Below are 13,392 nucleotides of genomic sequence, written 5' to 3'. Positions count from 1 at the left end.
AACGCCGAGTCGGGCCGCGCCACGGTCTTCGGCTACCACGTGGACGACCCCGAGCGCTTCGGCGTCGTGGAGTTCGATGCGCAGGGCCGTGCCGTCTCCATCGAGGAGAAGCCCGAGTGCCCCAAGAGCTCCTACGCCGTCACCGGCCTGTACTTCTACCCGGGCGACGTCGCCGCCAAGGCGCATGAGGTCGAGCCGTCGGCCCGCGGCGAGCTGGAGATCACCACGCTCAACCAGATGTACCTGGAGGAGGGGACGCTGTCGGTCGTCACCCTGGGCCGCGGGTACGCGTGGCTGGACACCGGCACCATGGAGAGCCTGCACGAGGCCGCGGAGTTCGTCCGCGCCGTGGAGCACTCCCAGGACCTGCCCGTGTCCGTGCCCGAGGAGATCGCCTGGGAGAACGGCTGGATCACGACCGCCGAGCTCGAGGAGGCCGCCAAGGCCTACGGCAAGTCGGTCTACGGCCGGCACCTGAAGAAGGTCGCCGCCGGCGAGATCGTCAACAGCCCGCGCGAGTACTAATCCGATCCAATGGGAGATAGAAACATGACTGAAGAGCTCTTCGAGCCCAGGAACATCATCGTCACGGGAGGCTGCGGCTTCATCGGCAGCAACTTCGTGCACTACGTCGTGGACAACCACCCCGACGTCCACGTGACCGTCCTGGACAAGCTGACCTACGCCGGCAACCCCGAGAACATCGCCGGGCTGCCGTCGGACCGCGTGGAGCTCGTCGTGGGCGACATCTGCGATGCGGAGCTGCTCGATAGGATCGTGCCGGGCCACGACGCGATCGTGCACTACGCCGCCGAGAGCCACAACGACAACTCCATCGCCGACCCCGAGCCGTTCCTGCGCACCAACGTGGAGGGCACCTTCCGCCTGCTGGAGGCCGTGCGCAAATACGGAATCCGCTACCACCACGTCTCGACCGACGAGGTCTACGGCGACCTGGCGCTCGACGACCCGGCCAAGTTCACCGAGGAGACGCCGTATAAGCCGTCCTCGCCGTACTCGAGCACCAAGGCCAGCTCCGACATGCTGGTCCGCGCCTGGACCCGCACTTACGGCCTGCGCGCCACGATCTCCAACTGCTCCAACAACTACGGCCCCTACCAGCACGTGGAGAAGTTCATCCCCAGGCAGATCACCAACATCGTCGACGGCGTGCGGCCCAAGCTCTACGGGAAGGGCGAGAACGTCCGCGACTGGATCCACACCGAGGACCACTCCTCGGCCGTCTGGGACATCCTCACCAAGGGCCGCACGGGGGAGACCTACCTCATCGGGGCCGACGGCGAGAGGGACAACATCACGGTCCTGCGCATGATCCTGGAGGCCATGGGGCGCGACCCCGAGGACTTCGACTGGGTCGCCGACCGCCCCGGCCACGACCGCCGCTACGCCATCGACAGCACCAAGCTCCAGCGCGAGCTCGGCTGGAGGCCGGCCCACACCGACTTCGTCGAGGGGCTGAAGCAGACGATCGACTGGTACGTCGAGAACGAGGCCTGGTGGCGCCCGGCCAAGGAGGCCACCGAGGCCCGCTACCGCGCACAGGGCCAGTAGGAGGGGATAGAACTATGGCAGACATCGCATTCGAGAAGGACCTCTCCGTCGCCGAGACCGGCATCGGGGGCCTGAAGGTCGTCGACCTGGCCGTACACGGCGACTCGCGCGGCTGGTTCAAGGAGAACTGGCAGCGCGCCAAGATGACCGCCCTGGGCATCCCGGACCTCCGCGTCGTCCAGAACAACATCTCCTACAACGACAGCCGCGGCGTCACCCGCGGCATCCACGCCGAGCCCTGGGACAAGTTCATCTCCGTGGCCCGCGGCTCGGTCTTCGGCGCATGGGTGGACCTGCGCGAGGGCAGCGAGACCTTCGGCAAGGTCTACACGACCGTGCTCGACCCGAGCAAGGCCATCTACGTCCCGCGCGGCGTGGGCAACTCCTTCCAGGCCCTGGAGGACGGCACCGCCTACACCTACCTGGTGGACGCCCACTGGTCCCTCGAATTGAAGAGGACCTACACCTTCGTGAACCTCGCCGACCCCGAGCTCGCCATCGAGTGGCCCATCCCGCTGGGGGAGGCCACCGTCTCCGAGGCCGACCTCAACCACCCGATGCTCAGGGACGTCGTCCCGATGGCGCCGAAGCGCACCCTCGTCACCGGCTGCAACGGCCAGCTGGGCCGCGCGGTCCGCGCGCTCGCCGAGGAGCGCGGTGTCGCCAAGGACTTCGACTTCTGCGACATCGACACCTTCGACATGTCCGACCCGGCGGCCTATACGCAGTACGACTGGTCGCTCTACGGCACCGTCATCAACTGCGGCGCCTACACGGCCGTCGACAGGGCCGAGACCCCCGAGGGCCGCGCCACCGCCTGGAAGGCCAACGCGACCGGGCCGGCGCTGCTCGCCCGCACCTGCGCCGAGCACGGCATCACGCTCGTCCACGTATCCAGCGACTACGTCTTCGACGGCACCGCCGAGGTCCACACGGAGGACGAGCCCCTCAGCCCGCTATCCGTCTACGGCCAGACCAAGGCCGCCGGCGACATCGCCGTGGCCGGGTGCCCGCGCCACTACATCATGCGCTCCAGCTGGGTCATCGGCGAGGGCCGCAACTTCGTGAAGACCATGAAGGGCCTGTCCGACCGCGTCGCCGACCCCGAGGACAAACTCGAGCAGGTCACCGTGGTCGACGACCAGCTGGGCCGCCTGACCTTTACGCGCGACATGGCCCAGGCCATCTTCCACGTGCTGGGGACGCACGCCCCCTACGGCACCTATAACTGCACGGGCTCCGGCGCCGTCAAGTCCTGGGCCGACATCGCCCGCGCCGTCTTCGAGGCCGCCAACGGCAACGGCGACAGGGTCGTGCCGGTATCGACCGCCGACTACTACGCCGGCGCCGAGGGCCCCGTCGCCCCGCGCCCGGTCCACTCCGCGCTCGACCTGTCCAAGCTCGAGTCGGTCGGCTTTCACATGCCCGACTGGGAGGAGGAGCTGGCTGTTTTATTTATTTAGTTCGTTAATTTTAGTTTGATATTTGGAGTGACAATTGATTTCATATTCTTCAGGAAAAATAGGTTACACACGGCTATTAAATACCAAGTTTGAAGATATGATTTATTATATCGCATTTATAGCTTATTCGTATTCTTGTGCATTCGGTTTTACGACTGCTGAGTCTTTGCTCGGACTGCCTATAAGTGCATTGATTATTTCACTCCAAGTATTTGCTCTTTGCTGTTTGGTATTAAAAATCTTCCGTCAAAAAATGAACGGCTTCTCTTGGGTATCTTTTTTTCTTATTGTTGCAATTGGTTTTATTTCATGGAGATGCTCTGGGGAGAACTACTTTCTATGGCTTGCATTATTCGTGCTTTGTGGTTTGGGCGTTGATATCGAGATACTTGCTAGAATTTCTTTGTTTGTTTCAGCTTCGGCGATTATATTTGTGTGCGTATTGTTGAATGCCGGGCTTGTTCGCGATGTGTTGATTTATGGAACAAATGGAGTTCGTCATTCCTTGGGATTTGTCCACCCTAATACATTAGCAAGGTATCTTGTAGTCGCTTCTATTTCCTATTTGGTTTCGCATTATAAGGGCTCTATATTTGCTAATCTTGCAATGGCTCTTTCATGTGCGTTTATAGCTCAGACGGTGACTGGCTCACGTACAGCGGTTTTATTATTGGTGTTTCAAGCCATTTTACTTGTATTTTTTTCGCGTGTTCAAAATATTGAGCTGAAGTTAGTGACTCTTAAAGTGCTTTTTGTCGGTGCTTTTATTTTAATAATTGCTAGCTTCTATTTTATGATCTGTTACAACGTCCAGGCTCCATTGCATAATCATCTTAATTTACTTCTTAGCGACAGACTGGCATTGGCAAACAAGTATGCAGAAGTGGCCCCATTTACCCTTTTTGGTCGTGACTTTTCTTCGTTAGCCTTCTTCGGTCTTCCTTTGACTTTCACCGTTGACAATGCATGGTGCCATTTATTTTTAAGAGAAGGAATTATTCCTACTGCTTTATTGCTTGCTGGAGTAATCGCGTTGATTATTCATGCCATTCTTTCTAATCGTATTGACGGTATTTGTCTCGGTTTGCTTTTAATGGTTTTTTATTCATGTTCCGAGACAGTCGGAATTATGGTCGATTCAAATTATTTTTTGATTGCAATGGCTCCTATTGTGCTTGGCAATCATTTGACCATCGGAGGTTCAATGTTTTATCCGCGCGACAAGAGCATTGGTGAATAGAGGATTTCTAATATGAAAACTAATAGGATTACTTTTATATTCCACAGCTTTTCTCGCGTGCCTTGGGGCGGAGCTAAAATGGTCTTCATGTATGCGAACTATCTTTCAGATCATGGCTGCCTAGTTACTATTTGTTTCGATTGTTTAAATACGATGAATAGAGGTTTAGTTTTCGAGCCTATTAGGCGGTTGTTGTGCCGGTTGGCTGTTTCTGTTGAGCCAAGATGGTACCCCCTAAATCCTTCGATAAAAAAACAGTGCATTTTTGGTATAAAGGATTCTGAGGTTCCTGATTCTGACCATGTTGTTGCAACGGCAGCTGAAACTGCTTATGGCGTTTCTAGTCTCAGCAATAGCAAGGGCAAGAAGCACTACTTTATCCAAGATTTTGAAAAATGGGGCATTTCTGAGAAAGATGTGAGAGCATCTTTTAGATTTGGAATGTCAAATATTGTAGTTTCTGATTGGCTTTTTGATCTCGTGCAAAAGGAATCCGGTGTAAAGCCCACTCTTATCAAGAACCCAATTGACGCGACTGTATTCTATGAAGAGTCAATAAAAAGAAATAACAATGCGGTCGCAGTCCTTTATCACGAAGGGTCACATAAAGGATTCGATGATTTATGGAAAGCTTTAACAATGGTTCATGAAAAGAATCCTGAATTAGTTGTTAATGCTTTTGGCACACCTGCCAGACCTTCGTGGTTTCCCGAGTGGGTTGTATATACGCAAAACGCAACCCAGAGCGAGCTGAGGAAGATTTACAGTTCCTCGCTTGTATATGCTTGCGCAACAATTAATGAAGGATTTGGTCTGACATTAGCTGAGAGTATGTTTTGCGGCTGTGCTCTATGCTCAACCGATTTTTTGGGCGTTCATGAATACGCGAATACCAATTGCGCACTTATTTCTCCGGTTGGTGACTATTCCGCGCTAGCAGATAATATTTGCAAGTTGCTTTTAAATCCCGATTACGCGTTGACCTTAGCTGCTAAGGGCAAGGCTTACGCTATGTCTCAGTGTTCAATGCGAAAGTCGTTTAATGCGCTTGAAGAAGAGTTCTGTCTGAAATAGAGGAGGAATCGCTTATGCGTATCAATGGTCATGCGACATGTAGCAGCGATATGCGAATATGCAATTTTGATTCCAGTTCTGACACTCAAGATACATTCTTAACAATTATTATTCCTGCGTATAACGCTAAGGATACCATTGTGCGAAGCGTTCGAAGCGCTCTTGCAATTGGTCCCGTTCTCTCTAAAGTAATTGTTGTTAATGATGGCTCCTCAGATGGGACCCGCAATTTGCTTGAGCAGTTATCGAAAGATGATTCTCGACTTCTTGTTATAACTCAAGACAATTGTGGTAGATCTATCGCGCGAAATGTTGGCTTTGCAGCTTCATGCAGTGACTGGGTGATGTTCCTTGATGCTGATGACTATCTATTTCCAGGCGACTATAAAGAATTAATTTTGGCTGCTGAAAAAAAAGACCTTGATTTAGTTGTCTGCTCCTATCTTCAGCCGAATATTGTAAATAGCAGCTCTTCCGATGTATGTCAGGCAGTTTCTGATATGAAGGTTGTGCACAGCGGGGCTCTCTTGGATGCAATGATAGATGGTTTATATAGTGAAACTATTGATAGGTCGTTATACGAATTAAATGCCTCATGGGCCCGTTTGTATCGAAGTGCCCATATTAGGCAGCTTGTTGATCGATTGGGTGATGATTTGGCACCCTTCCCTATAGGACTGAGGTTTTCCGAGGATAGATTATTTAATTTAGAGTATCTTTGGCAGCTTCACGATGGTCGTGTTGGTTTTGTACCATTTTGTTTATATTATTGGGATCTTGATAGTTCCTCAACATGTGCAAACGTTCGTCCTCGTGACACAGACTCTCTTGTTCTTTTTGCCAACATTGTCGAACGGCTTAAGAATGCTTCTGTCTTTTCAGCCAAAGATGAGCATCTAATCGTTGGACGTGAATTCATGGAGCAATTCAAGAGAGCTGTTTTTGCGGGCTCCCAAAATAACTTAGTAAAGTCCTCGTGGCTGACTTCATTTGATAGGCAATGGCTTAGAAACCATTTATTGAATTTCCCAGTTGATTGTCTTGGAAAGCGGGGCGAATGGCGTGTTGCTGCAGCGTTACTGCCTATGGGTCATTTGAGTTTGGCGTTTGCAGTTTATGGCGCTATGACAACGTTTAATTCTTTATTTAAACGATTTTGTAAATTCATTGAAAGGTTATTGGGTAAATGAATGTTGGAATTATAACTTTCCATTGTTCCTATAATTTTGGTTCTGCTCTGCAATCGTTTGCAATGCAGGCAGCAGTGCAAAGACTGGGTCATGTTGCGTCTTTGATTGATTACAGAAGCAAAGATTTTGACCAGTATAGGTTGGTGCAATTTAAACACCCTAAATCCTTTATTAGATTCTGCATGCGTCCTGCGTCATATTTGAAACGTCGAAATGCGTTCCATTCTTTCTGGAAACGATTTTTTAATCTGACAAATAAATATAATGACAAAACTAGACATCGTATGGATGAGCTTGCCTCTGAGTTTGATTGTTTTGTCTGCGGCAGCGATCAGATTTGGAATCTTGATTGCACGAATGGCATAGTTAAACCGTTTTTTCTCTCGTTTGCTGGAGATAGACGTCGTGTAGCCTACGCACCCAGCTTGGCTCACACGTCGTTTAAACCTGAGAATTTTGATAAAAGAAGAGTCTCTGCACTTCTTTCAAAATTCGATTATCTTTCTGTGCGTGAGGAAGAGACGGTATCGCTCTTTCAGCCTCTTGTTGATAAGCCTATTGAGGTGGTGCTCGATCCCACTCTCCTCCTGAACGCTGATGACTACGCTGTGATGACTTCAAGGAAGCTCCTGGAAGACGGATATATATTCATGTATCTGCTGCGTGAATGTCCTGAGCTCGTCGAGAGTACCGTCTCAATGGCAACTGCAACAGGCAGGAAGGTCGCCTATATATCTGAAAATAACTTGGATATTCCAAATTCGGTTAACCTGTTCGGCGTTGGTCCGGAGGAGTTTGTTTCACTTATTGCGCATGCGGGCCTTGTTCTCACCAATTCTTTTCATGCAACTGTATTCTCAGTCATCTTCCATAAACCTTTCCGTGTATTTGCTACGGATAAATCTGGCGCTCGCATGCGCGACTTGTTGGGAAATATTGGGCTTTCTTCACGTTGCGCTAATGCTATATGTGTCGACGATATTGTTCCCTGCGATTGGGACGATGTGGATTCTCATCTGGATTCTCTGCGGGAGCATTCCTGGTCCTATCTTAGAAAGGCGCTTTCGTAATGGGGGAGACGCGCCGACTTATTAAAAACACTGGCATTATCGCAGTGGGTGGAATGGCAACTAAGCTCGTTTCATTTCTTCTTTTGCCGCTCTATACTTCAGTTCTTTCCACTGGCGATTATGGTACCGTCGATTACATCAACACTATTGCTCTGTTTTGCGTCCCTGCCGTTTCCTTGCTTATGGATGAAGCGCTGTTTCGGTTCCTCATCGATTGCCGCACCGATGAAGATCGAGCTAAAACCGTGACGGCGTCTTGTGCTGTTCTTCTTGCTGGTTGCGTGTGCTTTACGGTTTTAGCGATTCTGGTCTGGCTGTTATTTAAGCCTGAAAATCTTGGCTGGGTCGTTGGGCTTGTTGTTGCAGGGGCGCTTCTGCAAATGGCTTCTGCGGTCTTGCGTGGCTTCGGAGATACTGTGGGATATTCCGTCATGAACTTTACCGCGAGTGTCCTAACTATCGTGCTCAACGTTCTGTTTATCGCCGTGTTGCGTTGGGGCGTTGTGGGCATGCTTTCTGCCACGGTCATTGCACAGGGCGTTGTTGCCCTTTCTTTCATGGTCATGCGAAAACTCTGGCGTTATATCGATCCGTCGTCTTTCTCCATTATTTATGCTCGAGACCTTTTGCGGTATTCATTTCCGCTCATTCCCAACAAGGTTTCCTGGACTATTAACAACCTGCTGGACAGGTTAATCATCATGAACACGCTCGGGGCTTCCTCCGCCGGCGTGTACGCCGTGTCCTACAAGTTCCCAGGCGTTATGGACCAGGTGTACGGATTCTTCTATCAGTCCTGGAAGGAGAGCTCGGCGCGTGCTCTTAACTCTGATGAGGATGAGTCGGCTTTCTACAACTCTGTGTATCGCGCGCTAAGGCGTTTCATGATGAGTGTTGTTCTGCTTATGTCTGCGCTTATGCCTCTCGTGTATGGCATCCTGATCAAGGGCTCATTCGGCGAGGGCCTGTTGTATGTGCCGATATTGCTCTTGGCCACATATTTCAGCAACATTTCCGGCTTTTACGGCGGTATCTTTACCGCGCATAAGGAGACTGGAATTATGGGTACCACCACTGCGGTGTCTGCTGCTCTTTGCGCCGCGCTGTGTGTCCTGCTGATTCCGCACTTCGGTCTTTATGGCGCATCTGTTGCAACACTCTTGGCGATGATCGTGGTGAATGAGTACCGTAGAATCAAGGTCGCTAAGTTTACGAAGCTTGTCGAAGACCGTTTTGAACAAGTTCTGACTTTGGTTTCGATTGTCGGCGTGTTCGTTTTTTATTATCTGTCCGCCTACGGTGCGGGCTTTTTGTGCGCGATCGCCTGCCTGGCAATTGCGCTGGCTTTTTCCGTTTATATGAATGCCGATATTCTGCGCAATCTTATCTCGGCCCGCAAGTAGGGGGATAACTGAATGTCTATCGTGAAAAGGGGCGAAGTCCCCACACTGTTTGAGTCGCCGTCGCATTGCTGTGGATGCGGGGCGTGTGCCGCCGCTTGCCCGAAAGGCGCCATCACCATGTCTGGGGGCAAGAACGGGTTTGTTCTTCCTGTAATTAACAGCGAACTCTGTATCGGTTGTGGCACGTGCACGAGGGCGTGCGGCCTCAACCGGGGGATAGGCTCTAATTCCGTCGGACCGTTCTTTGCCGCTGCTGGTAGGGACGATGTCTCGGAGTCCGCTTCCGGCGGAGTTTTCGGTGCCGTTGCACGTGAGCACATTTCCTCTGGTGGGGTTGCATACGGTGCTGCCTATGAGCGTGAGGGGAATACGCTTCGTGTGCGACATCGTCGTGCAGTGAGCGTTGATGAGCTCCGCCCGCTTCTCAACTCTAAATATGTCCAGAGTGACGCCGGATCTTGCTTTGCCGACATCAAGGCGGATCTATGCGAGGGAAGGCGGGTCTTATTTTGCGGAACGCCTTGCCAGGTTGCTGGCCTTAGGGGTTTCCTCGGGCGCGATTATGAGGGCCTGACAACTATTGACTTGATTTGCCATGGCGTCCCTTCCGCTCGCATGTTCGCGGATTGCGTGGAGGACTATGGCAAGCAGTTTGGATCTCCCGTGGTTGATTTCCGGTTTAGGTGCAAGCGCGAGGGGTGGGGACACTCCCTTCTTCTTCTTCTTCTTGAGGACGGAAGAGAGGTTACCATTCCTGCGGCGAAATCTCCCTTCTACGACATGTTCTTGAACCTTAAGACGCTTCGCGACAGCTGTTATAGGTGCCCCTATGCAGGGAGATTACGTGCCGGTGATCTTACCATCGGCGATTTTTGGGGTGTCGACGTTAATAGGCCCGACGTTCTAAAGGATTCTGAGAAGTTCAATCAGATGAAGGGCGTCTCCTGCCTGCTGGTTAATAACGACCGCGGAAGGGAATTCATTGAGTCCAGCAACGCTCTGGACTTGTGCCCTGTTGAGTTCGACGATATAGCCAAGGGCAACGACCAGCTCCGTCATCCTAGTGATCTTCCCAACGACAGAGAACTGTATATTGATGCTTTTACGAAGGGCGGTTGGAAGTCAATCTACAAATTGTATTTGAGGCGCGAGCGAGGACTAAAATTTCATTCAAAGAGAATGCTTAAAGTATTGCTCCCTGCCCCATTTATTTCTTTTGCTAAAAGCTTTAGGTCTCGGGGGCTGTCCTCTTAGTAGCGTTGCTTTTCTATTATTGCTGTTCTTGTGATTCGATTGATGCTACGTGAATGTCATTTGCACTATATTTTTCAATTGAGTTTGCTTTAATTTGCGCCTTCTGAATTGTTGAAATATGACCCGCCACGATTTGCGTCGCGGCGGGTCATATCATGTGTGTATCACTTGTAAATATGTCTTGTAGTAATGAAATATCTATCTTATTTCAAACTTAAATAGTGTCTCTATTGTTCCGCCGTTTGACCATGTTTGAACATTTGCTCCATCTCTTGCCATTGCAAGCCTAACGTTTAAGTATTCATTTGCTCCAGCTAGTTGTACGGTGAATCCATTTCTATGTTTTGATAGCTTCCAATGCTGAAGATTTGAACCAGTATATGTTGCCTGCGAAACGTTTGCGCCGTCCTTGACAGCTTCTGCTGTTAGCGCCTTTTTGGAGTGTACAAAAAAATGTGTATGCTCCGTCTCCCTGTCTTCTAAGATCAACTGATTGATTTGGGGAATTGTAGTCAGTCCAAATTTGAGCATTTGCAAAATCATCTTGGGACGCTAAGCGAATGTCGATTGTTTTTGTCGTGTCAAGTTTGGTTATTATGGCGTACCTACCGTTTGGAAGTGCATCGAGTTCAGTTGGAACAAGATTAAAGATTGTTTCGGCCACACCGCCATTTGACCAAGTTTGAATATTTGTGCCGTTTCTTGTGTCGGCTCTTCTAACATTTAGCCACTGGTTCCCTGCTTTATTTTTTATTGTATATCCCGTCCCCATTCGTTCGACAACCCATCTCTGTAGATCGGAACCATCTATATTTGACTGACTAACATTCGATCCATCACGACTTGATTCAGCAGACAGCGCTTTTCCTGAATGAACGAACGTAATAAGATAGGTGCCGTCGTTTTGGATTTGGAGGTTGACCTTTTGTTGTCTGCCGCCGTGATCTTGCCAGAGCTGTACATTCGCCCTATCGTTCTTCGACTCCATGCGGACGTCTAGGGCTTTTGATTGGTCGAGGCATGAGTATATGGAATACATTCCGTTGGGCAAAACCGGTGTAGCGGCTGGTTTGATTTGCAAGAACTTTGCCGTGAATTTGAACGTAGCAATCCAAGTAGTGCTGGTTTGTGTGGTGACTATTGATGCCGCTTTTAGATCTGCTTGGTCAGTTTCAGTCTTCCACTCTCTCAGATTCATCGCATACGCAATGATCCCATTCTGAATCCCCGAGATGCTCGGCGGGAAAGATTGATTGTCAGCATTGATGGAAAAGCTCTCTTCTTTGGGTTCCAGATGCTGCTGAATGCGGTCGGCATATTTCTTTGCCCATTCATCGGCCTTGCCATTTCGCACAAAGTAATTGTTGGACAGGTCGGTCGAGCGGTAGGCGTAGTCGTTCTTCTGGTAATTTGCTGTGTGGTCGGAGTGGGCGATCGCCATGAACTCGTCGGTCAGGCCAAAGTACAGATGGCGCTGGTCCAGGTCTCCGTACCAGTTGTTGCTGGTGTCGTCCCAGGTTAGGTCCATCTGGCACCATTTGCCGTCGATCTTTACGGCGTTCCAGGTGTGGCCGTTGCCGGTGATGCGGCCGTTGTCGATGCCCGCGGCGTCAAGGAGCTTGGAGTAGATGCGCTGGTAGCTCTCGCAGGTGCCCTGGTGGCGCGTGAGACCGCTTTCGGCCGAGCACCAGTTGAGGCTGTGGTCGTACTCCAGCTGGTCGAGCGTCCAGTCGTGGAGCCACAGCGCCATGTCGTATTCCGAGGCGTCTGTCTATTGCCTGCACTGGGCCACGGCGTCGTTGACGATCTGCGTGACGCTTGGGCGGGCGGCGTCGTTTACGGTCACCTCCGCCGTGGTGCGCAGGTAGTAGATCCCCTTGTCGTTTTGGGGGTCGTATCTGTCGTTGTCCATAAAGTAGAAGTAGATGCGGTACGTGCCCGATGCCGTGAAGTCAAAGGTAAAGTCGTGGCCCGTGGTGCCCAGGCTGCAGTAGCTGCCCCATGCCGCGCGCGACGGGTCGCAGACGCTTTCCTGGCTGCCGCCGTCCCAATAGGTGGGCACGTCCATGCGTGCCTTGGCCTGGGACGAGCCGTTGGTTTGGGTTACGTGGAAGGTCGTCGCGGTGCCCGCGGGGACGTCGTTCCACGAGACGGTGAAGGTGACGCCGTTTTGGGTTGCCGTGGCGGAGTGGGCGTAGGTGGTTTGTGACGTGATGGAGATTGCCTCGGGCGTGGGGTTGGTGCGGGCTCGGAGGGATGGGGTGGGGGCTGTGGTGGCCGCGCCGGTTGCGGCGGCGGTGCCGGGGGTGGCGGTGTCTGTGGTGTTGGCGTCCGCGGGGTCGGTCTGGCTGGTGCCGGTAGATGTTGCGGTGCTGTCCTCTGCGGAATCTGCTGTCGCATTTGTGTTGGTGCCGTCTTCAGCCTTGTCTGTGCCGCTGCTCGTGGCGTCGGCTTGCGCCTGCTGCTCGGTGGTCTCTTGGGGCTGAATTGCCTCCGCGATGGCTGCCATAGGCATCGTCGCGCCGACCATGGACGTGCACGCGATCGCGCAGGACAGGTAGTAAAGGGGTCGTTTCATAGCGGAGCCTCTCGGTGAGCAGCCAATAGGGTCCGAAGGTAGCTCCAGGCCAGCACTCCGCACATATTTTATTGGGGATTATTTTACGGGAACCCCAGTCAACATCAGCGAACTTTCTGGGGGATGTTGGGGAGGAGGAGGGGGAGCAGGCCCGCTTTAGTCCCCGGCGGCGCTCGGGCTCGTGCTAGGTTGGCTATAAGCGATGCGGCAACTCCAACATTAGACCGTCTTGCGCTTCTTCGAGTCTTGGCGCCGAGGCCTCCAAAGGTCAGTTTGTGTCCGCGCCAGTAGTTAAACTTTAAGCAAAGTGACGCGAATGGACTTGTCATAAGTCTCATTCAGTGACTGTATCAACGGTGGGGGAGGGTTCATTGTGGCTGCAGGTAGGGATAACGTGCGCGCAGCCGTTACATGGTTTCATCTTTAAAGAAAGGTGCTAAACCGGTATCAATCGTTCTGGTCGAAAGGAGATGTTAGCGCCGGGCGATTTTAGCCGCTAATAGTCAAACGATTTTGACCAATCCCGGTCACCGAATAATGGCCACCGT

General features: G+C 51.9%; 11 protein-coding genes and 1 pseudogene. 9 read left to right on the top strand and 3 right to left on the bottom strand.

Translation table 11 applies throughout. The features are described from left to right. From ABHU32_RS09620 to ABHU32_RS09580, 9 genes are all read left to right on the top strand, one after another. On the top strand, positions 1-525 hold a 525-nt coding region (locus tag ABHU32_RS09620; protein ID WP_346979773.1), incomplete at its 5' end, for a sugar nucleotidyltransferase. Positions 526-549: 24 nt separating this feature from the next. Beyond that, positions 550-1,572 (top strand): dTDP-glucose 4,6-dehydratase, encoded by a 1,023-nt coding sequence (gene rfbB, locus ABHU32_RS09615; RefSeq protein ID WP_346979772.1) that lies wholly within the window; start codon positions 550-552, stop codon positions 1,570-1,572. Between the two features lie 14 nt (positions 1,573-1,586). Continuing rightward, complete coding sequence (locus tag ABHU32_RS09610; protein ID WP_346979771.1) at positions 1,587-3,035, top strand: sugar nucleotide-binding protein; 1,449 nt, start codon at positions 1,587-1,589, stop codon at positions 3,033-3,035. Positions 3,036-3,132: 97 nt separating this feature from the next. Then, positions 3,133-4,275 (top strand): hypothetical protein, encoded by a 1,143-nt coding sequence (locus ABHU32_RS09605; RefSeq protein ID WP_346979770.1) that lies wholly within the window; start codon positions 3,133-3,135, stop codon positions 4,273-4,275. Between the two features lie 12 nt (positions 4,276-4,287). Then, on the top strand, positions 4,288-5,349 hold the full coding sequence (locus tag ABHU32_RS09600; RefSeq protein ID WP_196031765.1) for a glycosyltransferase family 4 protein: 1,062 nt from the start codon (positions 4,288-4,290) through the stop codon (positions 5,347-5,349). 14 nt (positions 5,350-5,363) lie between these two features. Then, the gene (locus ABHU32_RS09595) at positions 5,364-6,539 is read left to right on the top strand and encodes a glycosyltransferase family 2 protein (RefSeq protein ID WP_195445228.1); all 1,176 of its coding nucleotides are present in this window, start codon (positions 5,364-5,366) and stop codon (positions 6,537-6,539) included. After that, entirely contained in the window at positions 6,536-7,609 is a 1,074-nt protein-coding gene (locus ABHU32_RS09590; RefSeq protein WP_195445230.1) for a polysaccharide pyruvyl transferase family protein, read from the top strand. Before ABHU32_RS09595 ends, ABHU32_RS09590 begins: the two co-directional genes overlap by 4 nt. Further along, entirely contained in the window at positions 7,609-9,012 is a 1,404-nt protein-coding gene (locus ABHU32_RS09585) for a lipopolysaccharide biosynthesis protein (protein WP_195445232.1), read from the top strand. The genes ABHU32_RS09590 and ABHU32_RS09585 overlap by 1 nt, the downstream gene beginning before the upstream one ends. Positions 9,013-9,024: 12 nt before the next feature. Further along, the gene (locus ABHU32_RS09580; RefSeq protein WP_346979769.1) at positions 9,025-10,266 is read left to right on the top strand and encodes a Coenzyme F420 hydrogenase/dehydrogenase, beta subunit C-terminal domain; all 1,242 of its coding nucleotides are present in this window, start codon (positions 9,025-9,027) and stop codon (positions 10,264-10,266) included. A 198-nt stretch (positions 10,267-10,464) separates the two neighbouring features. On the opposite strand, the gene ABHU32_RS10105 is transcribed toward ABHU32_RS09580, so the two are convergent. The 3 genes and pseudogenes from ABHU32_RS10105 to ABHU32_RS09565 all read right to left on the bottom strand — a co-directional run bounded on the left by ABHU32_RS10105 (position 10,465) and on the right by ABHU32_RS09565 (position 12,844). After that, positions 10,465-10,797, bottom strand: coding sequence for an RICIN domain-containing protein (locus ABHU32_RS10105; RefSeq protein ID WP_430393436.1), 333 nt, complete (start codon positions 10,795-10,797; stop codon positions 10,465-10,467). A gap of 157 nt (positions 10,798-10,954) precedes the next feature. Then, positions 10,955-12,016, bottom strand: a pseudogene (locus ABHU32_RS10100) (RICIN domain-containing protein); the annotation flags it as partial. A 21-nt stretch (positions 12,017-12,037) separates the two neighbouring features. Continuing rightward, positions 12,038-12,844 (bottom strand): hypothetical protein, encoded by an 807-nt coding sequence (locus ABHU32_RS09565; protein WP_346979768.1) that lies wholly within the window; start codon positions 12,842-12,844, stop codon positions 12,038-12,040. Between the last annotated feature and the right edge of the window lie 548 nt (positions 12,845-13,392).

It is taken from the genome of Collinsella aerofaciens (assembly GCF_039758965.1).
Lineage (GTDB): Bacteria > Actinomycetota > Coriobacteriia > Coriobacteriales > Coriobacteriaceae > Collinsella > Collinsella aerofaciens_BR.
This window is presented reverse-complemented; position numbering and strand designations above follow the sequence as displayed.

What these genes read in the sequence shown, in the direction of transcription:
- rfbB (WP_346979772.1), top strand. Translation starts at nt 550, where the DNA reads ATGACTGAAGAGCTCTTCGAGCCCAGGAACATCATCGTCACGGGAGGC.
- ABHU32_RS09610 (WP_346979771.1), top strand. Translation starts at nt 1,587, where the DNA reads ATGGCAGACATCGCATTCGAGAAGGACCTCTCCGTCGCCGAGACCGGC.
- ABHU32_RS09605 (WP_346979770.1), top strand. Translation starts at nt 3,133, where the DNA reads ATGATTTATTATATCGCATTTATAGCTTATTCGTATTCTTGTGCATTC.
- ABHU32_RS09600 (WP_196031765.1), top strand. Translation starts at nt 4,288, where the DNA reads ATGAAAACTAATAGGATTACTTTTATATTCCACAGCTTTTCTCGCGTG.
- ABHU32_RS09595 (WP_195445228.1), top strand. Translation starts at nt 5,364, where the DNA reads ATGCGTATCAATGGTCATGCGACATGTAGCAGCGATATGCGAATATGC.
- ABHU32_RS09590 (WP_195445230.1), top strand. Translation starts at nt 6,536, where the DNA reads ATGAATGTTGGAATTATAACTTTCCATTGTTCCTATAATTTTGGTTCT.
- ABHU32_RS09585 (WP_195445232.1), top strand. Translation starts at nt 7,609, where the DNA reads ATGGGGGAGACGCGCCGACTTATTAAAAACACTGGCATTATCGCAGTG.
- ABHU32_RS09580 (WP_346979769.1), top strand. Translation starts at nt 9,025, where the DNA reads ATGTCTATCGTGAAAAGGGGCGAAGTCCCCACACTGTTTGAGTCGCCG.
- ABHU32_RS10105 (WP_430393436.1), bottom strand. Translation starts at nt 10,797, where the DNA reads ATGCTCAAATTTGGACTGACTACAATTCCCCAAATCAATCAGTTGATC.
- ABHU32_RS09565 (WP_346979768.1), bottom strand. Translation starts at nt 12,844, where the DNA reads ATGAAACGACCCCTTTACTACCTGTCCTGCGCGATCGCGTGCACGTCC.